Source organism: Noviherbaspirillum suwonense, assembly GCF_900182955.1.
Taxonomy (GTDB): domain Bacteria; phylum Pseudomonadota; class Gammaproteobacteria; order Burkholderiales; family Burkholderiaceae_D; genus Noviherbaspirillum_A; species Noviherbaspirillum_A suwonense.
This window is the reverse complement of the sequence record NZ_FXUL01000007.1, coordinates 42,214-68,234: the sequence shown is the minus strand read 5'-3', so window position 1 is coordinate 68,234 and position 26,021 is coordinate 42,214. Positions and strand designations below refer to the sequence as shown.

The 26,021-nt window shown below is 58.0% G+C and carries 22 protein-coding genes and 1 pseudogene; 12 read left to right on the top strand and 11 right to left on the bottom strand.

Annotated elements, in window-relative coordinates; genetic code table 11:
- Positions 1-194: 194 nt before the first annotated feature.
- Complete coding sequence (locus QOL82_RS11405; RefSeq protein WP_430438472.1) at positions 195-1,148, bottom strand: tripartite tricarboxylate transporter substrate-binding protein; 954 nt, start codon at positions 1,146-1,148, stop codon at positions 195-197.
- Between the two features lie 82 nt (positions 1,149-1,230).
- Positions 1,231-2,397, bottom strand: a complete 1,167-nt coding sequence (locus tag QOL82_RS11400) for a mandelate racemase/muconate lactonizing enzyme family protein (RefSeq protein WP_283442385.1) — start codon at positions 2,395-2,397, stop codon at positions 1,231-1,233.
- A gap of 115 nt (positions 2,398-2,512) precedes the next feature.
- Between QOL82_RS11400 and QOL82_RS11395 the strand changes: the two genes are divergently transcribed.
- Entirely contained in the window at positions 2,513-3,433 is a 921-nt protein-coding gene (locus QOL82_RS11395; protein ID WP_283442384.1) for a LysR family transcriptional regulator, read from the top strand.
- Positions 3,434-4,405: 972 nt separating this feature from the next.
- On the top strand, positions 4,406-4,837 hold the full coding sequence (locus tag QOL82_RS11390) for a YybH family protein (RefSeq protein WP_283442383.1): 432 nt from the start codon (positions 4,406-4,408) through the stop codon (positions 4,835-4,837).
- 404 nt (positions 4,838-5,241) lie between these two features.
- Here QOL82_RS11390 and QOL82_RS11385 read toward each other — a convergent pair whose 3' ends face one another.
- From QOL82_RS11385 to QOL82_RS11375, 3 genes are read right to left on the bottom strand one after another with little or no spacing between them, the layout of a single operon-like run.
- Entirely contained in the window at positions 5,242-6,207 is a 966-nt protein-coding gene (locus QOL82_RS11385; RefSeq protein WP_283442382.1) for a Bug family tripartite tricarboxylate transporter substrate binding protein, read from the bottom strand.
- A gap of 27 nt (positions 6,208-6,234) precedes the next feature.
- Positions 6,235-7,410, bottom strand: a complete 1,176-nt coding sequence (locus QOL82_RS11380; protein ID WP_283442381.1) for a CaiB/BaiF CoA transferase family protein — start codon at positions 7,408-7,410, stop codon at positions 6,235-6,237.
- 13 nt (positions 7,411-7,423) lie between these two features.
- On the bottom strand, positions 7,424-8,200 hold the full coding sequence (locus tag QOL82_RS11375) for an enoyl-CoA hydratase/isomerase family protein (RefSeq protein WP_283442380.1): 777 nt from the start codon (positions 8,198-8,200) through the stop codon (positions 7,424-7,426).
- A 63-nt stretch (positions 8,201-8,263) separates the two neighbouring features.
- Between QOL82_RS11375 and QOL82_RS11370 the strand changes: the two genes are divergently transcribed.
- A complete protein-coding gene (locus QOL82_RS11370) occupies positions 8,264-8,944 on the top strand; it encodes a GntR family transcriptional regulator (RefSeq protein WP_283442379.1) in 681 nt (226 codons plus the stop codon).
- Positions 8,945-9,074: 130 nt separating this feature from the next.
- On the opposite strand, the gene QOL82_RS11365 is transcribed toward QOL82_RS11370, so the two are convergent.
- Positions 9,075-9,854 carry an SDR family oxidoreductase gene (locus tag QOL82_RS11365; RefSeq protein WP_283442378.1) on the bottom strand — a complete coding sequence of 260 codons (780 nt, stop codon included), beginning with the start codon at positions 9,852-9,854 and terminating at the stop codon, positions 9,075-9,077.
- Entirely contained in the window at positions 9,851-10,177 is a 327-nt protein-coding gene (locus QOL82_RS11360) for a nuclear transport factor 2 family protein (protein WP_283442377.1), read from the bottom strand. The genes QOL82_RS11365 and QOL82_RS11360 overlap by 4 nt, the downstream gene beginning before the upstream one ends.
- A 103-nt stretch (positions 10,178-10,280) precedes the next feature.
- On the opposite strand from QOL82_RS11360, the gene QOL82_RS11355 reads away from it, so the two are divergent.
- Positions 10,281-11,189 carry a LysR family transcriptional regulator gene (locus QOL82_RS11355; protein WP_283442376.1) on the top strand — a complete coding sequence of 303 codons (909 nt, stop codon included), beginning with the start codon at positions 10,281-10,283 and terminating at the stop codon, positions 11,187-11,189.
- Positions 11,190-11,423: 234 nt separating this feature from the next.
- On the opposite strand, the pseudogene eno reads toward QOL82_RS11355, so the two are convergent.
- From eno to QOL82_RS11340, 3 genes and pseudogenes are all read right to left on the bottom strand, one after another.
- Positions 11,424-11,667 (bottom strand): annotated as a pseudogene (eno, locus tag QOL82_RS11350) (phosphopyruvate hydratase); the annotation flags it as partial.
- Between the two features lie 25 nt (positions 11,668-11,692).
- The gene (locus tag QOL82_RS11345) at positions 11,693-12,769 is read right to left on the bottom strand and encodes a tartrate dehydrogenase (RefSeq protein WP_283442375.1); all 1,077 of its coding nucleotides are present in this window, start codon (positions 12,767-12,769) and stop codon (positions 11,693-11,695) included.
- A 198-nt stretch (positions 12,770-12,967) separates the two neighbouring features.
- Entirely contained in the window at positions 12,968-13,957 is a 990-nt protein-coding gene (locus QOL82_RS11340; protein ID WP_283442374.1) for a Bug family tripartite tricarboxylate transporter substrate binding protein, read from the bottom strand.
- Between the two features lie 103 nt (positions 13,958-14,060).
- Between QOL82_RS11340 and QOL82_RS11335 the strand changes: the two genes are divergently transcribed.
- From QOL82_RS11335 to QOL82_RS11325, 3 genes are all read left to right on the top strand, one after another.
- Entirely contained in the window at positions 14,061-15,002 is a 942-nt protein-coding gene (locus QOL82_RS11335) for a LysR family transcriptional regulator (protein WP_283442373.1), read from the top strand.
- Positions 15,003-15,579: 577 nt separating this feature from the next.
- Complete coding sequence (dctA, locus tag QOL82_RS11330; RefSeq protein ID WP_283442372.1) at positions 15,580-16,896, top strand: C4-dicarboxylate transporter DctA; 1,317 nt, start codon at positions 15,580-15,582, stop codon at positions 16,894-16,896.
- A gap of 12 nt (positions 16,897-16,908) precedes the next feature.
- The gene (locus QOL82_RS11325) at positions 16,909-18,975 is read left to right on the top strand and encodes a 4-oxalomesaconate tautomerase (RefSeq protein ID WP_283442371.1); all 2,067 of its coding nucleotides are present in this window, start codon (positions 16,909-16,911) and stop codon (positions 18,973-18,975) included.
- A 36-nt stretch (positions 18,976-19,011) separates the two neighbouring features.
- Here QOL82_RS11325 and QOL82_RS11320 read toward each other — a convergent pair whose 3' ends face one another.
- Positions 19,012-19,917 carry a LysR family transcriptional regulator gene (locus tag QOL82_RS11320; protein WP_283442370.1) on the bottom strand — a complete coding sequence of 302 codons (906 nt, stop codon included), beginning with the start codon at positions 19,915-19,917 and terminating at the stop codon, positions 19,012-19,014.
- Positions 19,918-20,079: 162 nt separating this feature from the next.
- Between QOL82_RS11320 and QOL82_RS11315 the strand changes: the two genes are divergently transcribed.
- The 5 genes from QOL82_RS11315 to QOL82_RS11295 all read left to right on the top strand — a co-directional run bounded on the left by QOL82_RS11315 (position 20,080) and on the right by QOL82_RS11295 (position 25,538).
- Complete coding sequence (locus tag QOL82_RS11315; RefSeq protein ID WP_283442369.1) at positions 20,080-20,919, top strand: HTD2 family dehydratase; 840 nt, start codon at positions 20,080-20,082, stop codon at positions 20,917-20,919.
- 9 nt (positions 20,920-20,928) lie between these two features.
- Complete coding sequence (locus tag QOL82_RS11310) at positions 20,929-22,110, top strand: CaiB/BaiF CoA transferase family protein (protein WP_283442368.1); 1,182 nt, start codon at positions 20,929-20,931, stop codon at positions 22,108-22,110.
- Positions 22,111-22,118: 8 nt separating this feature from the next.
- Entirely contained in the window at positions 22,119-22,943 is an 825-nt protein-coding gene (locus QOL82_RS11305) for an HpcH/HpaI aldolase/citrate lyase family protein (RefSeq protein WP_283442367.1), read from the top strand.
- Positions 22,944-22,993: 50 nt separating this feature from the next.
- Positions 22,994-24,346 carry a class-II fumarase/aspartase family protein gene (locus QOL82_RS11300; RefSeq protein WP_283442366.1) on the top strand — a complete coding sequence of 451 codons (1,353 nt, stop codon included), beginning with the start codon at positions 22,994-22,996 and terminating at the stop codon, positions 24,344-24,346.
- A gap of 199 nt (positions 24,347-24,545) precedes the next feature.
- Complete coding sequence (locus QOL82_RS11295; RefSeq protein WP_283442365.1) at positions 24,546-25,538, top strand: porin; 993 nt, start codon at positions 24,546-24,548, stop codon at positions 25,536-25,538.
- Positions 25,539-26,021: the final 483 nt, after the last annotated feature.

Here is a 26,021-nt window from a genome sequence, read left to right as displayed (position 1 = left end):
AACTCGTCCTATAGCTCCGCCCAGCTTCGAGCAAGGGAGGCTGCTAAAGCGCGGGGCCTGACGTTTTTTATTTTTGGAAACGAGCGATATGCGGAAGGTACTGCCCAGTCGGGCAATACCTTCGTGGTCCGACTGGCAAGGCACGCCTAGCCGGAGTGAAACGGAAGCGTTATGGGAACCGGGTCTCCAGTAAATTATTCAGGCTGAATTCCAGCGTCCTTAATCACCCTCGCCCACCGGTTGACTTCACCCTCGAAAAATTTCTTGTGGCCTGCAGGTTCTGCGCGGGCGTCTGCCACAACGGTAATGCCCAGGGCTTCCTGGCGCTTCACCAGGCTGGGATCCTTAATGGCTGTGCGTAGCGCTGCGTTAATTTTGTCGAGTATGGCCGGAGGGGTGCCGCGAGGCGCGTAAAGACCGTGCCAGACCGTGAAGTCGAAGCCCTTTAACCCGGCTTCCTCGAGTGTAGGCACGTCGGCCAAGGCCGGTGTCGTCAGCCTTTTTGTGCTGCTGACGCCATAGACCTTTACTTTTTTACTCTCGATTTGAGGAGAGCTGTTCGTGACCTGTTCACACATCAGGTCGACCTGCCCGCCCATCAAATCGGTCATGGCCGGCGCCGTGCCTTTGTAAGGCACGGAAGTCATATTGCTCTTGAGCGCGTTTTGCAAGATAAGTCCGCACAGATGTGAGGCTGAACCTACCCCTGCGTTGGCAAGATTAATCTTGCTATCGTTCTCGGCAATATATTTTCGCAAGTCCGCCAGGCTATTTCCGGGAAGCGCGGTTTTCCCGATAAGTGTGGATGGGGCTTCATTGATCAACCCGAGAAACTCGAGGTCCTCGGTCTTGTAGCCTGGCTTCTTATACAGCGAAGGCGCCGTCGCAAGGCCGATATGATGAACGAGAAGCCTGTATCCGTCGTTCGGTGCGCGCGCTACGCGTGCGGTTCCAATGGAACCGCACGCGCCGGCAGTATTTTCGACCACGACCGTTTGACCCAAGGGTTTTCGCAGCGCTTCCGCGAGATCACGCGCTATCTTGTCGCTTGGTCCGCCGGCTGAAAAGGGCACGACGATGGTGACGAGCTTTTCAGGATATTCCGCCAAGGCGCTGCCCGAGACAGCGCTTGCAATCAAGCCTGACATTACTGCGATACTGATCTTCCTTGTTCTAGCAAAGTCGGTCATGGTCTTGTCTCCTGTGTATTTTTAATGGATTGCTTCCTTCTCAGGCGGACAGTTCCTGCATCACCTTGTAGAGATCCGATTTGCCCTCGAAGCCGATGCCCGGCAGATCCGGCATGGTGATATAGCCGTTTTGCACCTTGACGCCGTCCGGGAAGCCACCAAAAGGCTGGAACAGATCAGGATAGGATTCGTTACCGCCAAGTCCGAGGCCGGCTGCAATATTGAGCGACATCTGATGGCCGCCGTGCGGAATGCATCGGGAACGCGACCAGCCGTGTTCATGCAGCATGTCGAGCGTGCGCAGGTATTCGACCAGACCGTAGCTCAGTGCGCAGTCAAACTGCAGCCAGTCGCGGTCGGCGCGCATGCCGCCGTAACGGATCAGGTTCCGGGCGTCCTGCATCGAAAACAGGTCTTCCCCTGTCGCCATCGGGTTGGGATAATAATTCCGCAAGGTCGCCTGCAGTTCGAAATCGAGTGGATCGCCCGGCTCCTCGTACCAGAACAGGTCATATTGCGACAGCGCCTTCGCATACTCGATGGCGGTGTCGAGATCGAAGCGACCGTTGGCATCGACTGCAAGCTTTTGACCGTCCTGGAGCACGCTCAAAATCGAATCGATACGCCGCAGGTCTTCGTCTAGCGATGCGCCACCGATTTTCTTCTTGACGACGGTGTAGCCGCGGTCGATGTAGCTGCGCATCTCGTCCTTCAGCTTGCCGTGGTCCTGCCCCGGGTAGTAGTAGCCACCTGCCGCATAGACAAAGATCTTGCGGTCCGGCTGGCCATTGCCGTAGCGGTCCGCCAGCAGTTGAAACAGCGGCTTGCCTTCGATCTTGGCCACGGCGTCCCAGACTGCCATGTCGATCGTGCCGATCGCCACCGAGCGCTCGCCGTGGCCGCCCGGCTTCTCGTTGGTGAACATCGTGTTCCAGATCTTGTGCGGATCCAGATTGTTGCCGGTGCTGTCAACCAGCGACTCTGGATCGGCTTCCATCAAACGCGGGATAAAACGGTCACGCATCAGCTTGCCCTGCCCGTAGCGCCCATTCGAGTTGAAGCCGTAGCCGACCACAGGCTTGCCGTCCCGGATGACGTCGGTGATCACCGCGACCAGGCTCAGCGTCATCTTGCTGAAGTCGATATAGGCGTTGCGGATCGGGGAGCTGATGGGCAGGGTTTTCTCGCGGATTTCGACGATTCTCATGATTGGTCTCCTTAAGGCATCACGCTTGGGGATGCAACGGGTGATAGGAGCCGCTAGGTTATTCGCTAAAAGCAGCGTTATGATTCACACAAATTTACTTTTTAATTAACCTGCGGTGAAAACTGATATCGCTTCTCATCTCGAGTTTTTTGTCTTGCTGGCCCGGCATGGCAGCATGTCGACGGCAGCGCGGGACCTCGACATCACCCCTCCTGCCGCTACCAAGCGGCTGGCGCAGTTGGAAGAACGCCTCGGGGTGCGGTTGGTCAACAGGACAACGCGCAACATCAGCCTTACCAGCGAAGGTGAAATCTATCTACACTACGCAACGCGGATCCTGGCCGAAGTACGGGAGATGGAGGATGTCGTGTCGTCCAGCCGCTCGGTGTCAAAGGGATTGCTACGCGTTAATGCGTCCCTGGGCTTCGGCCGCACGACCATTGCACCTCTCGTTTCCAGGTTTGTGAAACAGTATCCGCATGTGGAAGTCCAGCTCGACCTTACGGATCGGCCCATTGACCTGGTTGAAAGCGGGGTCGATCTCGCGATCCGCTTCGGTGCGTTGCCGGACAAGCGGCTTAACGCACGCTGCATCATGCAAAACCGACGTTTCCTATGCGCGTCGCCACGTTACCTTGAGCGGCATGGCATGCCTGGAGACCTTGCCGAACTTGCCGGGCATCGCTGCATCATTCACCGTCAAAACGACGACGCGTATGGCGTGTGGCGATTGATGCACCACGGCCGCAGCGAGGTCGTTAAGGTGCAGGGAATGTTATCCAGCAATGACGGCGATATTGTCCTGAATTGGGCACTTGACGGACATGGCATCCTGCTGCGATCGGAATGGGATTTGGCAAAATACCTGGAGAGTGGACGCCTGCGTATCGTCCTCCCGGAGTTTGTCCAACCCTCGGCAGATCTGTTCGTCTATTACACGAGCAAACGGAACCAAACTGTCCGTGCTAGGGCGTTCATTGACTTTCTTGTCGAACATTTTCAGAAAGTCGCAGTGCGTGCACAGCAACCAGTCTAGTTATGGGGTGAGGTGAACACCTAGGTGGATTCAGCGCATTAAGCGAGAAACGGTTCGCAGTCGTTACTCGTGCATGTGGGTTAAAGATACTGACATTCACCATAAAAGCGTCGCTTATTTAAGGTCCCCTTTCGTCTCTTATCTGGGGCGGCGGGTATGCTGCTTGTATCTAACTACTTATCTGATTATCGGTCCTAAGGTTCGCCTGCAATACGACGAAGGGGGGACACCGGCTCACCTAAGCATGCATCCATTAAATAAATCGACTGATTCATGCAACGGCTTGATACCCCAGCACTGCATTTTCGGGAAGCCCGACCGTTTCGCATAGAAGATTTCTAATAGTTGGATCTTTATAGATACGCCACTCCCATAACTGTAGAGCTGTACCGACTCCGGTTATCTGAAACTTATACTGATTCAGTGCAGACGCGTTGAACACATCGTCGTCCGAATTGGCTTCTCATCCACTTGCAGATCAATAACGGAGGCGACCGGGCTAACTGACGCAGCCCTTAGGCCCTGACGCGACGACCGGATAAACTGTCTGCTGAACATCCTTCCATTCGACGGACGGCGGCGCTGAAGGTACTTTGTCTCCATTCATATTGATCGCATGGGCTGCGGTCTGGTATGCGGATTTCCAATTGGTTCGGACTTGGGCCAAGGCGTGCTCTTTTGATGGCACGGACAAGCCACATATCCGTTTATCTATTTAACGCATCGTGAAATCGGGCCTCGGCAATCCTCTTGCGTCCAGCAACAATCAATTCTTTACCGCGATCTGGACAATTTTCAGATGTTCGGTCTGTCGTTAAGGATTTTTGCACAGCGCGGCTAAGCAAAGTAGCCGGCATAGAAGTGTTGAGATTTATCAGGACTGACGAAATAGGAAAGAATATCTTTATTTCAATCCTAAAAAATACCCAGGGCTTTTTCAAAACGTCATATTGTCGTGAGGAGACGCTCATCATGTTTAATAAAATAATCCTTTCATCAGCTTTTCTAGCGCTTTCGGGTTGCGCGTCAATAGAGATGTCAGACGCTGGTGTGCGACAGGGAATGTCCGCCTTTCAAGAGGCATTCAACAGGCAAGATTCCCCTTCGCTTGCCATGGTCTATGCCGAGGACGCCCGGCTTATGCCATCCAACGTTCCTATGCTGGCTGGGCGAGCAGGAATCCAGTCATTCTGGCAAGCACGGTTTAACCAGGGGTTGTCTCATATAGAAAAGACGCCTATCGAAATTCAGATGCTGGGTCTAACGGCCATCGAGATGAGTCGCTATGTCGTCACCGTAGGAGAAAGAAAAGTCCAGGGCAAGGACATATTGGTCTGGCGACAGGGAACGGATGGCAAGTGGCGCATCGTGGCTGATATCTGGAACAACGACCACCCTTTGTAGGATTTTTGCTCATTTTTTTATAAGGCGGTCACCTGCATCGGGCCGGGGATAGCCTGCTTTTGCTCAGGGACAGTCCCTTGCCGCTCCGTCAGCCGTCAGTCTAAAGCCGCCTGCGGATCGGCACTATCTCTTTATTGAGTAATGGCCGTCCGGGTGCAGGCCCAAAGCTTAGCTGTGCTCCTATTTAAAATTAGCTTTAACAGAGTAATTAATTATCATTTTCCGGAAACACTCTCTTGCGCGTGCTCCTGATCGATGGCGACGCTACGATCCAGAGCACGCTACCTCCTGCTCGACAATCAGTCCGCTTCGTCCGCGAAGCCTCACTCTGGCTGATATTGCATCACTCCGTCGTAAGGACAATGCCAGCATCGGCTTATCAAAAATTGCGTGCCTATAAAAAATTAATCGACCTTTGCCCCGGATTTTTCCGTCAGCTCCTTCGATAGTTTGCCTTCGGCTTGCGCCCATTGCGCAAATTCGGTCGGAGACGTCGAGGGAAACGCTTCATTGCCAGACTGCGCGAGCTTGGCCTTGGTCTCTGGGTCGCCCAGGGCCTCGATGCTTGCCTCGAACAATTTGTTGACGATTTCCTTGGGAAGTCCTGCCGGACCATACAGGCCGAACCAGAATGAATAGTCGTAGTCCTTTAGTCCTGCTTCCGAGATGGCCTGCAGGTTTGGAAACAGCGGTGAGCGCTGCGCTGTAGTCACCGCGATGGGCGTGATACGCCCTGTCTGCGCGATTGGCAAAATGGACGGTGGCGTCCCAAACGTGATGTCGACATCGCCGGAACCAACCGCCTGCACGGCGGGCGCGCCACCCTTGAACGGCACATGCATCATTTGCGCGCCGCTTTGCAGTTCAAACAGCCTGCCGGCGAGATGCGGTGCAACCCCGTTGCCAGATGAAGCATAGCTGACCTTGTCCGGCGCGCTCTTGGCACGTGCAATCAGGTCCTGGGTCGATTTAATACCACTTGCTGTATTGACGGCAAGCAGCATGAGCGAACGCGTCCACCGTGCGATCGGCATAAAATCTTTTGCTTCATACTTGATGCCCTTGTAGAGCACCTTGTCCGCTCCATAGATGCCGGCACTACCCATGTATATGGTGTAGCCGTCCGGTGCTGCGCGGCTGACATAAGTGGATGCAATCGTCGTACCGGCGCCGGGCCGGTAGTCCATGATGACGGGCTGTCCGAGCAATTTGGACATCTTGTCGGTCATCAGGCGTGCCACGCCGTCCGCACCGCCGCCCGGTGGAAAACCGATGACCAAAGTAATGGGCTTGTTCGGATAGTCCTGGGCCAATGCTGCGCCGCCTACCATGGCGAGTACCGCTGCTACTGCAACTTTCATGCAATTCATTTTTGTCTCCTTTAGTTTTAATAAATGCTAAATGCCGAGTTCTCTGAGCAATGCTTCACGGTGCTGATCCAACGCGGGCGCTGGCGAATGTTCCTGCCGCTTCTCGCCGGCAAACTGAACCGGGCAGCCCGCAGTGATCAAGGTCTCGCCATCGGGAAGAGGCAACTCGATCAACATGCCACGGGCATTGATTTGAGGATCGCGCATGACGCCAGCCACATCGTTTACAGGTCCGCTGGGAATGCCGAGTTCCTTTAAGTGCCGTAGCCACTCGGCCGCGGTTCTTGCAGCCAGCGCCTGTTCCATTAGGATCTTGAGTGCGCCATGGTGTTCACACCGCAGCGGGTTCGTGGCAAATCTTGGGTCCGCCTTTGCTTCCGCCATGCCGATCGCATCGCATAGCCGGGGAAACATGCGATCATTGCCCGCCGCCACTGCCAGGTAAGCGTCTTTCGCCTTGAACACACCGAACGGCGTGATCGACGGATGACGCGAGCCGATGGGGCCGGGCACGACGCCGTCCACTTGATACCGCACCAATGCGTTTTCCAGCATCGCGACTTGTGAATCGAGCATCGAAATGTCGACATGTTTGCCGAGACCGGTACGCATGCGTTCAATCACTGCTGCCTGAATGCCAATGGCGCCAAACATTCCCGCGCCTATGTCGCCGATGGACACGCCAACCCGCGTGGGCGGGCCGCCCTCTTCGCCAGTCAGGCTTAGTACGCCGCCCATGGCCTGTACAACCATGTCATATGCCGGCAGCTCACGATATGGACCGGTCTGGCCGAATCCAGAGATGGACGCCAGGATCAAGGAGGGGTAGCGCCCCTGCAGGGTATCCCAGTCGTAGCCGAGTTTGCCCATGGTGCCTGGCGTGAAGTTCTCCACCAGGATGTCGGCGCTTGCAAGCAATCGATCGAACAGCTCGCAGTCGGCTTCCTGCTTGAGGTTTAGCGCAATGGACTCCTTGTTACGGTTTATTGAAAAGAAATAACCGGACGTGGAAGATGCGTCTTTATGATTAATAAAGGGGCCGGAATGGCGGGCGTCGTCGCCAGTGCCAGGCATCTCGACTTTGATCACCCGAGCGCCAAGGTCTGCAAGCATCATCGTGCAGTAAGGGCCGGCAAGCACGCGTGTCAGGTCGATCACGACGAGGCCGGCCAAGGGGCCTTCGGTTTTGGCTGCTAATTTCATGCTTATCGTCTCCTTAACGTGCCTGCCTCTGCCTTTTCGCATCCTTGATCCGTTCAGCGATCAGGGCCGGGTCATAGGCATCGATCAGGGCAGCCCTTTGTGCCGGCGCACAGCCCTCTCCCAACGCAGAGGCATTAAGTGTCTGCTTCATCGCGGCCAGCGGCTTTGCCGGCATCAAGGCAATTTCCTTTGCCATGGCGAACGCACGCTCCAGCACTGCGTCAGCAGGAAGCAGTTCATTAAGGAAGCCGATCGCAAGCATTTCCGTGGCCGGCAGTTTCTCCGCCATGAATACCAGCCGCTTTGCATGGTTTAATCCGAGACAGCTGACATAACGTTGCAGCGCGCCGGCATAGAGCGGCAAGCCGATGCGCGCTGCCGGCATTTGCATATACATGCCTTCCACACCCAAGCGCAAATCGCAGGCCAATGCAAAGTCGGTTGCGCCGCCAAGGACCGGGCCATTTAGCGCAGCGATCGTGATCAGGCGGGTGTTTTCCAATCGGTTGGCGAAATGCTCAAAGGCGCTGTCACGCCCGACCGACTCCTTCTCGTCCACGCCTCGAGCCGACATTAGCGCGCGCAGGTCATAGCCAGCGCTGAAATACTCACCACGTCCGGTAATAATTAGTACATGGACTTGCGGATCGGCTTCGCATTCGTCTAGTAATCGCTCAAGTTCCTGCAAGTCGTCGGGCTGGATCCGGTTCGCATTACCTGGACGATTCAGTTCGATTAGGGCAATTTGACTGCCCGAACGGTTTAATAATGGATTGGTCTCTTCAGTCACGTCATCTCCTGGCATTCCAACCAAAGTAGTTGGTATACCAGAAGACTAGGTTAAAATGCCAGCATGATCAAGCCTCCTCCGACAGAAAATTTATCCGAGACCGTTAGATGTGCCATGGAGCAGAGCTTCCTTGATGGAACATTCCTCCCGGGGCAAGTGTTTGACGAGCGCTCTCTTGCGGAAAAATATGCCGTCTCGCGTACGCCGGTGCGTGAAGCTATTTTGCGACTCGTTACGCAGGGGCTTTTGCAGGTCATGCCCCGGGCAGGCGTTCTCGTGCCAAAGCTGAGCATCAAGGAGCTTCTGTCGCTGCTGGAGATGCTGGCCGAACTGGAAGGGGCATGCGCCAAGTTTGCAGCCAAGCGTATGGATAGCTCCGAGCGACTGGCCTTGAAGGAAGCCTTCCTGGCTTGCGAAGCGGCTGCCCATGCAGGTGATAGTGCCGCTTATAAAAAGGCAAACGCACAGTTCCATGAAGTGATATACGCGGCCAGCCGCAACGATTGGGCCAAGACCCAGATCCGTGCATTACGGCTGCGCTGCGCCAGCTACCAGCGATCGCGTTTCGATTTGCCGGGACGGCTTGAACAGTCGTTGCAGGAACACCGTGAAGTTCTACTACGGATAGAGGCCGGCGATTGCGAGGGCGCGCGGCAGGCTATGATCGCCCATATCTCTGTCGGGGGGCGTGACTTCGCCGAATTCGTCAGTTCGCTTCCGTCCGAGTTTATCGGTCAAGAATAAGGATTTGTATTGAGGAAAGGATGATTCGTGCACGCCGCGGTGTTCACGCGGATAGGCGCTATCTAATCAAGCTGCGCCGACCGCGTATCGCCGCTCGCTTTCCACTTTAATCCAGACATTGACGTCTAACCTAGACCGTCGGAAGCGTGCCGCCATCGACCACATACTCCGCCCCCTGGACGAACCCGGCGCGTGACGACAACAGAAATGCTACTACCTCCGCCACGTCCTCAGGACTGCCAGGGCGCCCAAGTGGTATGCCTCCGAGCGATTCCATTAATGCGCCGCGTGCTTCGTCGTCGCCGACATTACGGTGCAGCGCCATCTGCTCGATCAGTGCGGACGCTGCGGTAGTCTCGATAAAGCCTGGCGCCACGGCATTGATGCGGATGCCGCGCGGTCCGAATTCGTTCGCCAGGGCCTTGCTGTAGTTGGCAAGGGCCGCTTTTGCCGCGGCGTACGCCACGGTCGATTCATAAAGGGGCAGGCGGCGCTGGATCGACGTGATGTGAACGATGGCCCCGCTGCCTTGCGCAACCATCCGCGGTAAAAAGGCGCGATCCAGCCTGACTGCCGCCATCAGGTTGGTCTGTATAGCGGCTTCCCAGTCGGCGTCGGTCAGCGCAAGGGCGCCGCCACCCGGCACCGATGAACCGCCCACATTATTGACCAGCAAATCGAGAACGCCAAAATCGCGCTCGACGGTTTTGACGACCGTACCAGCCCCTTCCGGGGTCGCGACGTCGGCCTGCAGGTAGCAAACACCGGCCAGTGGGCTCGCGGGCAACTGGCGGGCCGTCGCGATGACGGTTGCCCCGCGTTGGGCCAGAAGGCGCACGACCGCTTCGCCCATGCCTTTGGTGCCGCCTGTCACGAGGGCCCGCTTGCCATGAAATTCCAGCGCACTCATATGCCGATCTCCAGGGCTGCGATCCTGTCGCCGCGCAGGACGAAGCGGTAGGCGAGCGTCGCGGGGCTACCTGGAAAATTGCCGCTTACGAGCGCGTGCAGGCAATAATTCGGTGGATCGCCTTCGACGCGCTGGGCTTCTATGGTGGGACTGTAAAGAACATCAGTCTTCTCTTTCCACGCCACAATCGCCTCGACACCGTGATATTCCTTCCCTTCGTCTTGAATAATGGCATCAGCGGTAAAGCAGGCGCGCAGCGCAAGCGGATCGTTGGCATTTGCCGCGGACAGATAAGCGGCAACAGGTACAGGAAGATTAAGCATGGTCGTCTCCAGAAGTTGAGCAGAAAGTCTAGACCGAATTAATCTTGCGAAAAATGGGTGGCAGATACATGCCTTATGAACCTATGGTTCATAATGTCATGCCATGACTTCGCTCGACCTCATCCGGATATTTTTAGCCGTAGCCAAACACCGCAGTTTTTCAATTGCAGCGCAAGACCTGGCCATCAGCCCTACCGCTTGCAGCAAAGGAGTGCGGGCGCTCGAACGCCGTCACGGCGTGATCCTGTTCCGGCGCACTACGCGCAGCGTGTCACTGACGGAATCCGGTGTCAGCCTTCTCGCCATGCTTAAGCCAGCCGTTGAGCAGATCGAAGAAGCGTTTACGGCACTTGAGTCATTCCGTGAACGCCCGGCGGGCCGTCTGCGCATCACCGCCCCGCGGGCACTCGGTTTGCGTGTGGCGCGGCTGTTAGTGCCGCGCCTGCGGACGACTTATCCGGACGTGTCGGTCGACCTGTCGCTGGACGATGGCGTGATCGATCTGGTCGCGGAGGGATACGATGCCGGCATCCGTTTGGGACAGTCGATCGAGCAGGACATGGTAACGGTACGCCTGAGCAGGGAAATGTCCTGGTCGGTCGTTGCCGCCCCACAGTATCTTGAAAGGCATGGCATGCCCGGCGTGCCGCAAGACCTGCTCGGCCATCTGACGATCCGGTATCGCTTCAAAGGGTCCGGCCTTCTGCATGCGTGGCGGTTTTCCGGCCCGGACGGCACGTATGAACTCGAAACTGACACCGCCCTGGTCGTCAGCGACACGGTCGCTATTGCGGAGTTTGCCCGGCAGTCGTTGGGTTGTGCCTACCTTCCGGACATGGAAATCGAGGCCGATCTGGAAAAAGGCCATCTCGTGCGGGTGCTTACGGCTTTCGTACCAAAAACCACCGGCCTGTTTTTGTACTTTCCAGTTCGAACACAGGCGCAGCCAAAGATGCGCGCCTTGATCGAAGAAGCTCACAAACTGGCAGCGCAGGGCGAGCTCGATGTCTGACTGCGATACGGTCAAGCGAGTATTTAGAAGAACCCCGCCTCGGCCTCATCCGAACTAGTCCGTTTGCCGCTGGCAAGCGCCCTGCTGTCGGTTGACAGGAAAGCGACAGCAAGCAGTTGAACGTGAAGGTATAGGACAAACATCGTTATGAGCCGGCGCCGCGGGGATCCAATGTGGACTTTGCTGGGTCCCTGACGCAAATTGCTGCAGCCGTTAAACCATACTTGCCCCGACGCCGGTCTTGAGCTGCAGCGCATTCATGCCCACCGCGATGTCGGTGATGTGTGTCCCCGATCTCGCCGGAACGGTGCGAGATGACAGCGGTTCAGCTGGCCGCCTCGGCCATTTCGATCGCGGCCAAGGTCTCGGTCAGCGTGCCGATCTGGTCTGTCCTGATCGGGATGGCGTTGGCGATGTTCTTCCGGATGCATTCCTTCCGGATCTGCGTGTTGGTCACGAACCGGTCGACACCCAGCAGACCACCGCCCCTCGTTGCCGCTTGCTCAGGCCGTAACGGTTTCCGAAGCGGCGATGTACTCACAAACTGCCTTGGTGACATCGGCGGTGCTCGCCTTGCCACCCAGGTCCGGCGTGTGAACCTTGTTTGCGGTAACCGCTTCGATCGCCTTCATCAGTTTCTTCGCCGGTTCGAATTCACCCAGGTGTTCCAGCATCATGACTGCCGTCCAGAAGGTTGCGATTGGATTTGCCACGCCCTTGCCCGTGATGTCGAAGGCCGATCCATGGATAGGCTCGAACATCGAAGGAAACTGGCGTTCCGGGTTCAGATTAGCGGTCGGCGCGATGCCCAGGCTACCGGACAATGCCGCAGCCAGGTCAGACAGAATGTCTGCGTGCAGATTGGTGGCTACCACGACGTCCAGTGTCTTCGGCTTGAGCACCATGCGGGTCGTCATTGCATCCACCAGTTCGCGGTCGGTCGTGACGTCCGGATAGTCCTTGGCTACTTCCGCGAAGATTTCATCCCACATCACCATGCCAAAACGCTGCGCATTGGACTTGGTCACCAGCGTCAGGTGTTTGGCGGGACGTTTCTGGGCAAGCCTGAACGCGAAGCGGTGAATACGCTCCACGCCTGCACGGGTAAAGATGGCGACTTCAGTGCCCACCTCAATCGGCAAGCCGCGATGCGCGCGCCCACCATTACCCGAGTATTCACCTTCGGAATTCTCGCGCACGATGACCCAGTCAATGTCCTCACCCCCTGCCAATGGACTTTTTACGCCTGGCAGGACGCGTGCGGGCCGCACGTTGGCATATTGGTCAAAACCTTGGGCGATCGGCAGCCGCAGACCCCAGAGGGAAACATGATCCGGGACTTGCTGGCTGCCGACCGCGCCAAAGAAAATCGCGTCGAACTTCTTCAGGGTTTCGAGCCCCCCTTCGGGAATGTAATAGCCGTTTTTCAGGTAATACTCAGAACTCCATGGAAAATGCTCGATTTCCAATTTGAAATTGCCGTCCTTGGTAGACAATGCCTCCAGGACTTCCAAGCCAGCCGCAATGACTTCCGGACCGATTCCATCTGCCCCGATGGCAGCAATTTTGTGTACACGCATGATGTCTCCTGGATGGGTGAATGTGGATAAAACGGGTTCGCAACACAGTGCTTCCGCTGATGTTCCGCGCCCTTGAATTCTGCAAAATATGCAAATTAGCCGGAAATTTAAAATCTGTCATTTCCTGACGGAAGGTGCCTTTAATCATGGCATTAATTTCCGTCCCCTCGAATTCCAAGGCATGAAAGCGTTTTGCCGCTATTCGATCTTGACGTTGCCTGCCCTCACCAGGCCGGCAAATTTTTCGGTTTCTTCCTGAATCTGCCTGGCCATTTCTGCCGGTGTGTTTCCAACCGGCTCGGCGCCAATTTCCGCCATCTGCTTCTGAAACTCGCCAGACTTAATGATCTGCACGATCTCCTTGTTGAGCCTTTGCGTAATTTCTTTGGGTGTTGCCGCGGGAACCAGCAGTCCAAACCAGGTGCCGATATCCAGTCCGGAAATACCGGCTTCCTGCATCGTCGGCACATCGGGCAACACAGACGAGCGCTTCGCAGTCGTTATGGCCAGAGGCCGAAGCTTGCCCTGCTTGATAAACGGAAGAACCGGCGTGATGGTGTCGAAGGACATATCAATCTGTCCACCAAGCATGTCGGTTGTCAGTGGCGCGCTGCCTTTGTATGGGACATGCAAAATTGTCGTGCCGCTGATCTGCTGGAACTGCGTGCCGATCAAATGTTGCGCGGTCCCATTGCCGTTGGATCCGTAGCTCAACTTGCCAGGCGCGGCCTTCGCGTCAGCAACCAAATCGCTCACGTTCTTGTACGGCTTGGATGTGCTGACAACCAGCACGTTGGGCACCAGAGCAACTGTCGTGATTGGCGCAAAATCCTTTTGGAAGTCATAGCTCATTTTTTTATAAACACTGGTCGCAATGGTGTGATGCACCGCGCCCATGAGCATCGTGTGACCATCCGGCGCCGCTTTTGCGACCAGCGCAGCCCCCAAGGTCGCGCCCGCACCCGGCCTGTTATCGACGATCACCGACTGGCCGAGCACAGGGCCAAGCTTGACCGCAATTGCGCGTGCCAGGACATCGGTCGTGCCTCCCGCAGGAAACGGAACGACGATGGTCACCGGTTTCGTCGGCCAGGCTTCCGCGTGAGCGAGGTTGACTATGCCAACCAGGAACAGGGGGGCGAGGGCGAGCAGCTTCACCAGGCGTCCTGCGTTAAAAGAGTGATTCATCGTTGTCTCCTGAATTTTTTTGGATTTGGTGAGACGCATTCTAGGTTGACTTTGGCTCAAAATTTGCCTACAAAGTTAAACTGTCATTAACTTCAAGTTCACTATGTCCAAGGCAATCAATCCAAGTGATTTCGACTTTTTTTCGACGCTTGTCAGTTGTGGGAGTCTGGCGGCTGCCGCGCGGGAGCTGGGCATTAGTACGCCGGCTGTCAGCAAGCACCTGGCATTAATGGAGGAGCGCCTGCGGTTGAGATTAATGAACCGGACGACCCGCCGGATGAGCCTGACACCCGAAGGCGAAACGTATCTGGAGGCCGCCCGCAAGATTCTGAGCGAGATCGATGACCTGGAAAACTTCCTTTGGGGAACGACGCAGACGCCGAAAGGGCTGTTGCGGGTCAACGCCACCCTGGGCTTCGGTCGGAGCTATGTAGCGCCGCTTGTTTCAAGCTTCGTACAGCAATACGCCGATGTTGACGTGCAATTGCAACTCTCGGTGACCCCTCCGCCACTGTCCGAAGACATTTATGATGTATGCGTTCGCTTCGGTCCGCCGCCCGATACCCGTGCAGTCGCCAGATTCCTCGCAAGCAATCGCCGTATCCTGTGCGCGTCCCCCGCCTATTTGCAGCGTCACGGCGCACCAAAGTCACCTCAGGATCTGATGGCACACAACTGCATCGGGATCCGCCAGGGGGATGAATATGGTGTGTGGCGGTTCACACGCAGCCGCCCAAAGGGCAAGGGTTCTGCCAAGGTGGACGAGCAAAACATACGTATCAGAGGCAACCTTACGACCAACGACGGTGGCGTCGCTGTGAACTGGGCACTCGCCGGCAAGGGCATATTGCTGAGGGCTGAATGGGATGTGGTTGAATATATTCAGCGTGGAACATTGATCCATGTTCTGCCAAACTTCGACACTCCAGATGCCGATATATATGCGGTATATCCACAGCAGCATCGTTCAACGACACGGGTTAAAGCCTTCGTGGATTTTCTAGCGGCATCGTTTGAGAACGACGCCGGTTTAATAGCCAGATGATTTCAGGCTACAGCAGAACTTGAGGCGGCTACTGGATTCAATACGACGAATGGCGGCTCAGTGCCGAACACGACCATACGGTGAACCACCACTACCGGCTTCTCGTATCCCTTCTGCTACACCCTGTCACTATTACTCCCCCGTATCGCTTTTGCCCAAAGCCCTGAAGCACCTGTGCCCCTAGCCGTTTTATCCATCCCTTCCCGCGCCAGTCTGGACATAATTCCTTCAACAATGTCGCGCCATGAAGCGGTGGCATCGTTAATTAAAACTTACCGCTCTGACGCATTCTGCTGGTCATTGACCTGGGACTGCAACGCAGGCATCTCCCCTATTCATCAATGTTTGGCGCGCATCATTAGCAAAAAAATTTGCAATATACAAATCAATCCGTTCACGCGACACTTTAGTCATGCCAGATGGAGTACGGAGCCTGCCGCCGTATGCATCGATTAAGAGCGCATTCCGGGATTGGCAATTTCACCCGGACCAAACGCCGAAGACTGCTCCATTCATCCTCGTGCCAGCTTCATCCAAAGCCGGCGTCAGATATGACAAATTGTCTTAGGAGACGAACGTGAAAACCAAGGCTGCATTCTATAAGTCGCTGTATTTCCAGGTGTTAATCGCGGTGACCGCTGGGGTCGTGGTCGGGCATTACTGGCCTGACTTCGGCAGCTCTCTCAAACCGCTCGGCGATGCGTTCATCAAGTTTGTAAAAATGATGATTGCGCCGATCGTGTTCTGCACCATCGCTCTTGGCATTGCAAAAATGAGCAACATGAAGGAGGTCGGCAAGACGCTGGTCAAGGCAATGGGCCTGTTTTACCTGCTGACGTTCATTGCGCTTGCCACGGGACTGGCGGCGGTCTACCTGATGCAGCCTGGCGTCGGCATGCATATCTCCCCGTCCGCCCTGGATCCTTCCGTGGCCGCCAAATATGTGAAGCCGGACGCCCCACACGGTTTTGTCCCGTTCGTCATGCACATCATCCCGGCGTCGTTCTTTGGCGCATTCGCGGAAGGGGAAGTGCTTCCTGTGCTGTTGCTTGCCATTTTGATCGGGTTCGGCATCGCGCACACGGGCCGAAGCGCACGTCCGGTGCTCGATGCAATCGACGCGTTCTCGCATGTGCTCTTCACGGTCTTCGGATTCCTGATGAAACTGGCCCCGCTCGGCGCGTTCGGCGCCATGGCGTTTACCATCGGCAAATACGGCGTCAAATCCGTCAGCTCGCTCGGCCTGCTGATTGCCACTTTCTATGTGGCCTGCCTGTTCTTCGTGTTTGTCGTCCTCGGCACGCTCGCCAGACTGCATGGGTTCAGCCTGCTGAAGACGCTGCGTTATTTCAAGGAAGAACTCGTCGTGGTGCTGGGCACCTCTTCCACCGAGCCCGTGCTGCCGCGCATGCTGTTGAAGCTTGAACGACTGGGTTGCCAAAAAGGCGTCTCCGGCCTGGTCCTGCCCATGGGCTATTCATTCAATCTCGACGGCAGCGCCATCTATCTGACTCTGGCCACCGTGTTCATTGCACAGGCTTGCGATATCCATCTGTCCGTCGGCCAGATCCTGGCCATGCTCGCCGTGATGCTGCTGACGTCCAAGGGCGCGGCAGGCGTCACCGGAAGCGGATTTGTCGCCCTGGTCGCGACCCTGGCAATCATGCCGGACATCCCGGTTGCCGGCGTGGCGCTGATCGTCGGCATCGACCGTTTCATGTCCGAAGCGCGCGCCCTGACCAGCCTGGTCAGCAATGGCGTCGCCTCGATCGTGGTGTCACTGTGGGAAGGCGCATGCGACCGCACGGTCCTCTCCCGTGAGCTGGACCGCGGTTTTATGGAAGACGAGCTGGAGGAAGTGGCGCAGCCCCATTCCACTGCAATCGCTGCCTGACAGGAAAAGAACATGAGTAAAACGCTTCCTTGCGTATTGATGCGCGCCGGAACATCGCGTGGGCCATTCTTCCTGCGCGAATGGCTGCCGGAAAACACGGATGCACGCGACCAGATACTGATTGGCGCAATCGGCGCCTCCGATCCGCTCCAGCTCGATGGCGTGGGTGGCGGCAGCACGCTTAACAGTAAGGTCGCGATCGTATCGCGGTCGAGCCGGACCGACTGCGATCTCGACTATCTGTTTGCGCAAGTCGGCGTCGGCCAGCGCTCCGTCGATACCCGGCCCAATTGCGGCAACATGCTCGCCGGCGTAGTGCCCTTCGCGCTGGAGCAGGGACTGATCAAGGCAAGCAACGGCACCACGACGGCGCGCGTATTCAATGTGAATACCGGTTCCCGGATCGAGGTGACGGTGCAGACGCCCGGAGGCCGCCTCACCTACGACGGCGGCACCCGGATAGACGGGGTGGCGGGAACGGCGGCGCCCGTCTACCTGAATTTCCTGGACGCATGGGGCGCGGTCACCGGCAAGGTTTTTCCGACCGGCCGACGGATCGACAGGATCGACGGCATCGAGGTGACCTGCATCGATGCCGCGATGCCCCTGATGATCGTCCGTGCCCGCGATTTGGGCGTGACTGGCAGCGAGAGTCCTGCCGAACTCGATGCCGATGCCGATTTGCTGTTGCGACTGGAAGGCATGCGGCTGGCGGCAGGTGAAATGATGGGTTTGGGAGACGTCTCCGCCAGCGTCATTCCCAAGCCGGTGCTGATCAGCGAAGGCGATAGCGATGACAGCATCCGCTCACGTTATTTCACGCCGCGCCGGTGCCATGCGTCGCATGCGGTGACAGGAGCGATTGGCGTGGCAAGCGCTTTGGCGCTGCCTGGCACTGTTGCAAGCCGCGTCCGAAGCGAGGCCGGCGTCGCCCGACGCAACCTTGTGGTGCTCCACCCCGCAGGCCGCATCGACGTCGAGGTGGAGACCGAAGGCGACGGCGACGCGACCCAGATCAGGCGTGCTTCGCTTGTGCGTACGGCACGCAAGATACTGCAGGGAGATCTGCACATACCGGATTACGTGCTGTCACGACCCGACGAAGTCGCCGCCATGATCCGGCCCGCCGCGCACGCGGCGACCACGACCGACGCCACGTCCGCGATAGCGATGCCATTTCCTGGCAAGCCGATCACGATAGTCGTTCCGACTTTCGCCGGCGGCGGCAATGACGCGATGGCGCGCGCCATCGGGCTCAAGCTCGGCGCGCTGCTGGGGCAGGCGGTCATCATCGATAACCGGGCCGGGGCGCAAGGATCCATCGCTAGCGAATACGTGGCGCGCGCCACCCCGGACGGTCATACCCTGATGCTGGGATACATCGCCACCCATGCGATGAATCCTGCGTTGCAAAAGGTCGGCTACGATCCTGTCGCCGACTTCGAACCGATAGGATTGGTTGGCTATTCTCCGACGGTGATGGTGGCGAGTTCGAATGTCCCTGCATCCGATGTCAGAGACGTGGTGCGCCAGCTGCGCGCCGCCCCGGAAAAGTACAGTTACGTTTCCGCCGGAACAGGCACTGCGCCGCATTTCGCGGGCGAGTTGTTCAAGCTCAGTTCCGGTACGCGCATGATTCACGTTCCTTACAATGGCGCCTCGCCGGCCTTGACTGAAATGCTCACCGGCCGGGCGCACTTCATGTTTCCCAGTCTCTTTACGGCCGCGCCCCAGATCAAGAGCGGCAAACTTCACGCGCTTGCCGTAGCTGGGCCAAGGCGCAGCGCCGCCTTGCCCGACGTGCCTACGCTCGCGGAAGCCGGGATTGACGGCGTGGACGTCACGCAGTGGTATGCCTTGTTTGCGCCTGCCCGAACGCCGAAGGCCCTGATCGACACTTTGAGCAAGGCGCTCCACGCGGTTCTGGCGGATCCGCAGATCATCCAGCGGATGGAGCAGGACGGCGCAGAAGTCCAGGCCAGTACGCCAGCCGAGCTGCGTGAACTTGTGCAGTCCGAACTGATGAAGTGGAAGAACGTCGCACGGGAAGGCAAGCTGGTCGACTCTTCCGCAGACTAAACCAAGCGCGCGCCCTGGCGTCCGCGAGTCCGACGGCTACTTCACGCGGCGCGGCCAGGTACTCTCGATTAGCTGGTACAAGTGCAGCGCCGAGGGCGTCAGCTCGCGACCGCGCCTGCGAACGAGGCCGACCATCCGCTTCACGCTTGGGTCCGTCAGCGGTACGCTGATCAGCGTCGGATGCCCGTCAGCAGGCATGGACAACCGTGGCACCACGGCAATGCCCAGCCCCGCTTCGACCAGGCCAATCAACGTGGAAACATGCTTGGCTTCATAGCACCATGCAAGATTGACGCTGGTGTGGGCCAGCGCCAGGTCCAGCAACAGCCGGTTGCCGCTGCTGCGGTCGACCGTCATGTAGTCGTACTGGCCGATTTCTGCCCAGCTTACCGTGGACCTTGATGCCAGCGGATGGTCGCGCCGGCATGCCACGACAAAAGACTCGGTAAGGATGCCCTGAAAATCGATGTCCGGCTCCTGGTTGCCCGTAATGTTGATGCCGAACTCGGCCTCGCCGCGTGTCACGCTTGCCAACACGCCGTTGGCGCTGTCGTCAATAATCCGCACCCGGATGCGCGGATACTGCTTGTGGTATTCGGTCAGCACTTTCGGCAGGAAGTAATAGGCTGCCGAGGGCACGCAGGCAATCACCACCTCTCCCGTTTGCGATGCTGCCACCTCGCGCATGCTGAGCAGCGAATTTTCCAGGTCGTCGAGCAGGGTGCGCGCCTTATGCGAAAAATCCCGGCCGACAGCAGTCAGCGCGATGCGCCGCGTGGTGCGCTCGAATAAACGGATCCCGAGCGCTGCCTCGAGCTTTTCAATACGTCGGCTGATTGCAGGCTGCGACAGATGCAGTGCCGTCGCCGCTGCCCGAAAACTGTTCATCTCGGCAACCGCGACAAAAGCGCGCAAATCGGCTAAGTCGAAATTCATGCTCATGGCGCATCAAAAGCAAAAAATTGAGCAATATACAAATCAATACCTTAGACGGAAAATCTTTTCATGGCAAGGCGTCGCCACATCGGCAAAGGCGACGTGAATCAAGACAAGCCTTGCTCGACGATTCCCCATTTTTGTTTCGTACATGAGGAGACCCCTACCATGAATCTCAGCGAGTGGATCGGGAAGAGCGAATGCGTTTCGGACCTGGTCACGGCGACACCCTATGCCGCCCTTTCGGCAACCCTGGACTACACGGCGGACCGACCGGCACAAGGAACGCCGCTGCCCGCGCTGTGGCACTGGCTTTACTTTCTGCCGCTCTATCGGCAATCGGAGATCGGCGCCGACGGGCATGCGAAGCGCGGCGCCTTCCTGCCGCCGGTACCTTTGCCGCGGCGCATGTGGGCCGGCAGCCAGTTCATCTTTCACCAGCCCCTGCGGATCGGGGACCAGGTCACAAGGACATCCACGATCGATGACGTGACTGAAAAATCCGGGCGGACCGGGCCGCTGGTGTTCGTCAAAGTCAGACATGAAATCCGCCGTAATGGCGCGCCCGACATCGCATTGACCGAGTTCCACGACATTGTCTATCGCCAGGCCGCGCAAGCCGATGACGTGTCGCCCTCGCCCACCGCAGCGCCGGCCTCGTCTGCCTGGGAACGGAAGATCGTCCCCGACGACGTGCTGCTGTTCCGTTACTCGGCGCTGACCTTTAACGGTCACCGCATCCATTATGACCGTCGCTATGTCACCGAAGTCGAAGGCTATCCGGGGCTGGTGGTTCACGGCCCCATGATCGCCACCCTGCTGCTCGATCTCCTGCGCCGGCAGTTGCCCGACGCCCAGGTCGAGCGCTTCGCATTCCGGGCCGTGCGCCCGACATTTGACATCCATCATTTTTTCGTCTGCGGTGAAGCGGACGGCAAGACCATACATCTGTGGGCCAAGGATCACGAAGGCTGGTTGACCATGGATGCAAGCGCCACCATCAAGTGAGGACACCAGATGAAACCTCTTCAAGGCATTACCGTCGTTACGCTGGAACATGCAATCGCTGCGCCGTTCTGCACCCGCCAGCTGGCTGATCTGGGCGCACGAATCATTAAAATTGAACGTCCGGGCGTCGGCGATTTCGCGCGCGGCTACGATGAACGGGTGAGCGGACTGGCATCCCATTTTGTCTGGACCAACCGTTCCAAGGAAAGCCTGACGCTGGACGTCAAGCACGACGAAGCGCAGAAAATCCTCCAGCGTCTGATCATGGAGGAAGCCGATATCGTCGTGCAAAACCTGGCGCCTGGCGCGGCGGCGCGACTTGGCTTGTCCTATGAGATCTTGTCCGCAGCCAAGCCAGGCATCATCGTCTGCGACATTTCCGGTTATGGCGGCAACGGACCTTATCGCGACAAGAAAGCGTATGACCTTCTGATCCAGAGCGAAGCCGGATTCCTTTCAGTCACCGGCACCGACGACCAGCCATCAAAGGCCGGCCCGTCGATCGCCGACATTTCCGCCGGCATGTATGCATACAGCAGCATCCTTGCCGCGCTGCTGCAGCGCGAGCGGACGGGGCGCGGACAGCACCTGGATATTTCCATGCTGGAGTGCCTGGTCGAATGGAACAGTTATCCGCTGTACTACGCGTATGAAGGCGCGGCGCCGCCGCCACGCACCGGCGCCAGCCATGCGACGATCTATCCTTACGGTCCTTTCCCCGCTGGCGATGGCAAGACCGTCATGCTGGGGCTGCAGAATGACAGAGAGTGGACCCTGTTCTGTCAGAAGGTGCTGCTGTCGCCGGAGCTGGCAGGCGACCCGCGCTTTCTCACCAATTCGAAACGCAGTGCTGCAAGGGACGAGATTCGCGCGCTCATCGTCGCGGCCTTCTCGACGCTGACGTCGGCGGAAGTGGTGGCCCGCCTCGATGCCGCCCAGATTGCCAACGCCAACGTCAATGATATGCATGCGGTGTGGGCCCATCCGCAACTGCAGGCGCGCGAGCGCTGGCGCCAGGTCGATTCGCCGGCCGGCAAGATCCCGGCGCTGCTGCCGCCCGGCTCCTGGGAAGACGAGCCGCCGCGCATGGACGCCGTGCCGGCGCTCGGCCAGCACACCGAGGCAATCCTGAAAAGCCTGGCGTATTCAGACAAGCAGATCGCCGACATGCGGGCGGCCCACGCGATATGAGGTGCGCCATGAATAGACAAGACAAGCTGCCGGCCACCTACCTGTTTGTTCCGGCAAACCGCCCCGACCGCTATGCCAAGGCATTGGCGGCCGGCGCCGACGCCGTAATCGTCGACCTGGAAGACGCCGTTTCGCCCGACGAAAAGGCAAGCGCGCGCCGCGCCCTTGGAAACTGGTGCGATGCGCATCGCGATATGGCTGCCGCACTCATCGTCCGCATCAACGACGAAACGACCCGATGGTTCGACGACGACCTTGCCCTGGCAAGCGCCGCCGGGATCGGCGGGGTCATGCTGCCCAAGGTGGAACTGGCAAGCCAGGTCGGGCGCGTCAAAGCGGCGCTCGCTTCCGGGAGCGCAATCATTCCCATCATCGAGACCGCCCGCGGCTTGCTCAATGTCGACGCAATTGCGGTATCGGCCGGCGTCCAGCGCCTGGCGTTCGGCACGCTGGACTATGCAGTGGATCTTGATTTGTCGGGCGACGAGCGTGGCCTTGCGTATCCGGCTTGCCGCATGGCGCTGGCTTCACGCGCCGCCGGCCTGGCTGCCCCCATCGCAGGCGTCACGGCCGATCTCGCCGACGATGACGCCTTGCTGGCGGATCTTGCTTTCGCACGCGCCTGCGGATTCACCGCAAAGCTATGCATCCATCCGAAACAGGTGACTCTGATCCGCCAGGCGCTTGCGCCAAAAGCCCACGAGGTCGAATGGGCGCGGCGCGTCGTCGCTGCCGCCGGGGCCGGCCGGGGCGCGGTACAGGTTGACGGAAAGATGGTGGATCGCCCGGTCCTATTAAAGGCAGAGGCAATTCTAGGCCGCATCCCGGCCTGAACTGGCCAGCAACTCACATTTACCGCGTTTAACATCAGGAGATAGCAATCATGGCTGCAACCATCATCGACTCTTCCATATTCGGCAACATATTTAGCACCGCAGCAATGCGGCAAGTCTGGTCCGACGAGAACCGCACTGCGAAGTATCTTGCCATTGAAGCGGCGCTGGCCCGCGTCCAGGGACGTCTCGGGATTATTCCCGCGGAAGCCGCAGACGAAATCGTGCGCAACTGCGTGCTTGAAAAAATCGACATGGAAAAACTGGCCGCGCAAACCCAGCGTATCGGCTACCCGATTCTTGGGGTGGTTTCGCAAATCAATGCGCTGTGCCGGGACAAGCTTGGCGAGTTCTGCCACTGGGGCGCGACCACGCAGGACATTACCGATACAGCGACCGTGCTGCAAATACGCGAAGGACTGGATCTCGTCGACACTGAGCTGACGGCGATTTCCAGCCTCATGGCCAGCCTGGCCAAGCGCTATCGCGACACGCCAATGATTGGGCGAAGCAATCTGCAACAGGCGGTTCCGATCACCTTCGGCTACAAGGTGGCCGGGCTGCTGAGCGCGGTCGAACGGCACCGCACCCGCCTTGCCGAACTCAGGCCGCGGATCCTGGTAGGCGAATTCGCGGGTGCGTCCGGCACCCTGGCGTCGATTGAAGTCGGCGGCCTAGAAACCCAGGCCGGACTGATGCAGGAGCTGGGCCTGGGACAGCCCGACATCGCCTGGCACACGATCCGCGACAACATAGCCGAAGTGGGGTGTTTCCTCGGCCTGGTCACGGGCACGTTGGGCAAACTGTCGACAGATGTAAAACTGATGATGCAGACCGAGGTTGGCGAGGTCTATGAGCCTTACGCGCATGGTCGCGGATCCAGCAGCACCATGCCGCAGAAACGCAACCCGATCTCCTCCTGCTACATCCACGCATGCACCAGCGTGGTCCGGCAGCATGTCGCGGCGCTGCTCGACGCCAACGTCGCCGATCACGAACGCTCCACTGGGCCATGGGAAATCGAATGGATTGTTCTGCCCGAGGCATTCTGTCTGGCAGCCGGCGCGCTGGCGCAGGCGCGCTTTGTGCTGGAAGGACTGGAAGTCGATGAAAAACGCATGCGCGCCAATCTGGAAATGACGAACGGCCTGGTGGTCTCCGAGGCGGTCATGATGGGTCTTGGCCCCCATCTCGGACGGGAATATGCGCACGACCTGGTGTACGACATTTGCCGCGTCGCGATCCAGGAGAACCGGCCTCTACTCGACCTGCTGGTGGAAAATCCCGAGATTTCCAGGCATATGAACCGCGACGAATTGAGCAAGCTGTGCGATCCCGCGAATTATCTTGGCTTGTCCGGGGAGATGGTCGACCGGGTGCTCCGTAGGCGGGAAAACCGCTAAGGCTTTTGCTGCGCCAGCCGGTTCGAAGCATGTCTGAAATGGGCCACGGCCCATCGGCTGCGCAGCGGCCCTCGCGCGCAGGCTCTATATCGAACCAATTGTTCCGCCGGAACAAGCGACCGGTCACGTCCAGGCGCTTCATAACAAACAGCCCTGCCGGTATTGAAACAGCCCTGCCGGTATTGAGAGAGACACAGAGATGAAAACATCAGTAATTGCTGCCGCTGCGCTGCTGGCGCTGTCAGGCATGACCCATGCTCAGACCAGCGTTTCCATTTACGGTATTGTCGACGCCGGGCTGGTTCGCGAGAGCGGCGGCCCCGACGGCAATGTCACTGGCCTTGGCGGTGGCGTCGCATCGGGCTCCCGCCTGGGGTTCAGGGGCAAGGAAGACCTCGGTGGCGGCCTGTCCGCCAACTTCCTGCTGGAGAACGGGTTTAATTCTGATAACGGCACCTTGGGACAAGGCGGCTTGCTGTTCGGTCGCCAGATGTATGTTGGCTTGTCAGGCAATTTTGGCGCGGTGAGGATGGGCCGGCAGTATTCACCGTATTACCTGGCACTGCGGGACATCGCGGATCCTTTCGCGGCTGGCCTCGCTGGCCGGGCTGGAAACGTCATGGCAACCAACACGCGCGTCAACAACATGATTAACTACCAAACACCAAAGTTTGGCGGATTTTTCGCCGACCTCGCCTATGGCCTTGGCGAAATTGCCGGTGACGCGCAGAAGAGCCGCACCATTGGCGCGGCGATCGGCTACGAACAAGGACCTGCCGCGATAAAGCTGGCCCACCACCAGCTCAACAATGCGACGGCTACAGACAGGACGAAAAATACCCTGCTAGCGGCGCGCTACAAGTTCAGCCTTGCCGAAGGCAGCATCGGATATGCCGTTAACAAGGGCCTGGGAGCGGCTGATAGCAGGGACTTCATCCTGGGCGTGTCCGTGCCGTTCGGCCCAAACCGATTGCTGGGTTCCTACATCCGGCATGACGACAGGACGGCAATGAATCGCGATGCTCACCAGTGGGCTATCGGTTACTTTTACGGCCTGTCTAAACGGACCGATCTCTATGTTGCCTACGCCCGGATCGGCAACGATAACGGAGCGGACTTCAAGGTAGGCAATGCAACCGATACGGGCACCGGAGACAAGGCATTTAACCTCGGAGTTCGACATACTTTCTAAATGTAGACGTCTACCTGCCGAGCAAGCCTGGGCAATGGGTGCATGAGACGATCATGGATCTTGGCACGGTCCCCGGGATTCAGCCCCTCGTTCCAAATATCGGTTTGGCAATGAAAACACTAATCACGAATTCAGCAAGTGGGCAAACTCGGTGTGCATCAACGTGCTGCGTGACACCAGAACTATTCGTGCTATGACAACGAAAACCGGTAGTGCTGCAAGGATCATGGAGAAATTCGACATGGCGGGTCCCTCGAAATGGTAAAACGATAAGCGTTCGATAGGGCTGGGAATCGCGTCCCAGCCAACCCGCTAAGTTTAGGCGCGAGGCTGAAAGCGCGGAAATGATCATTTCCAATTGCTGCTATTCGCAGTCGGCATAACAACCGGCAACAATGCGTGGAGATGAAGCATTCTTGGATGTCGACTAAAAAAAGGGGCGGTCAGAAAGTGCAACGACGAATGTTTTGCAACAACTTGACG

What these genes read in the sequence shown, in the direction of transcription:
- QOL82_RS11405 (WP_430438472.1), bottom strand. Translation starts at nt 1,148, where the DNA reads ATGTCAGGCTTGATTGCAAGCGCTGTCTCGGGCAGCGCCTTGGCGGAA.
- QOL82_RS11400 (WP_283442385.1), bottom strand. Translation starts at nt 2,397, where the DNA reads ATGAGAATCGTCGAAATCCGCGAGAAAACCCTGCCCATCAGCTCCCCG.
- QOL82_RS11390 (WP_283442383.1), top strand. Translation starts at nt 4,406, where the DNA reads ATGTTTAATAAAATAATCCTTTCATCAGCTTTTCTAGCGCTTTCGGGT.
- QOL82_RS11385 (WP_283442382.1), bottom strand. Translation starts at nt 6,207, where the DNA reads ATGAATTGCATGAAAGTTGCAGTAGCAGCGGTACTCGCCATGGTAGGC.
- QOL82_RS11380 (WP_283442381.1), bottom strand. Translation starts at nt 7,410, where the DNA reads ATGAAATTAGCAGCCAAAACCGAAGGCCCCTTGGCCGGCCTCGTCGTG.
- QOL82_RS11370 (WP_283442379.1), top strand. Translation starts at nt 8,264, where the DNA reads ATGATCAAGCCTCCTCCGACAGAAAATTTATCCGAGACCGTTAGATGT.
- QOL82_RS11365 (WP_283442378.1), bottom strand. Translation starts at nt 9,854, where the DNA reads ATGAGTGCGCTGGAATTTCATGGCAAGCGGGCCCTCGTGACAGGCGGC.
- QOL82_RS11360 (WP_283442377.1), bottom strand. Translation starts at nt 10,177, where the DNA reads ATGCTTAATCTTCCTGTACCTGTTGCCGCTTATCTGTCCGCGGCAAAT.
- QOL82_RS11355 (WP_283442376.1), top strand. Translation starts at nt 10,281, where the DNA reads ATGACTTCGCTCGACCTCATCCGGATATTTTTAGCCGTAGCCAAACAC.
- QOL82_RS11345 (WP_283442375.1), bottom strand. Translation starts at nt 12,769, where the DNA reads ATGCGTGTACACAAAATTGCTGCCATCGGGGCAGATGGAATCGGTCCG.
- QOL82_RS11340 (WP_283442374.1), bottom strand. Translation starts at nt 13,957, where the DNA reads ATGAATCACTCTTTTAACGCAGGACGCCTGGTGAAGCTGCTCGCCCTC.
- QOL82_RS11335 (WP_283442373.1), top strand. Translation starts at nt 14,061, where the DNA reads ATGTCCAAGGCAATCAATCCAAGTGATTTCGACTTTTTTTCGACGCTT.
- QOL82_RS11325 (WP_283442371.1), top strand. Translation starts at nt 16,909, where the DNA reads ATGAGTAAAACGCTTCCTTGCGTATTGATGCGCGCCGGAACATCGCGT.
- QOL82_RS11320 (WP_283442370.1), bottom strand. Translation starts at nt 19,917, where the DNA reads ATGAGCATGAATTTCGACTTAGCCGATTTGCGCGCTTTTGTCGCGGTT.
- QOL82_RS11315 (WP_283442369.1), top strand. Translation starts at nt 20,080, where the DNA reads ATGAATCTCAGCGAGTGGATCGGGAAGAGCGAATGCGTTTCGGACCTG.
- QOL82_RS11310 (WP_283442368.1), top strand. Translation starts at nt 20,929, where the DNA reads ATGAAACCTCTTCAAGGCATTACCGTCGTTACGCTGGAACATGCAATC.
- QOL82_RS11305 (WP_283442367.1), top strand. Translation starts at nt 22,119, where the DNA reads ATGAATAGACAAGACAAGCTGCCGGCCACCTACCTGTTTGTTCCGGCA.
- QOL82_RS11300 (WP_283442366.1), top strand. Translation starts at nt 22,994, where the DNA reads ATGGCTGCAACCATCATCGACTCTTCCATATTCGGCAACATATTTAGC.
- QOL82_RS11295 (WP_283442365.1), top strand. Translation starts at nt 24,546, where the DNA reads ATGAAAACATCAGTAATTGCTGCCGCTGCGCTGCTGGCGCTGTCAGGC.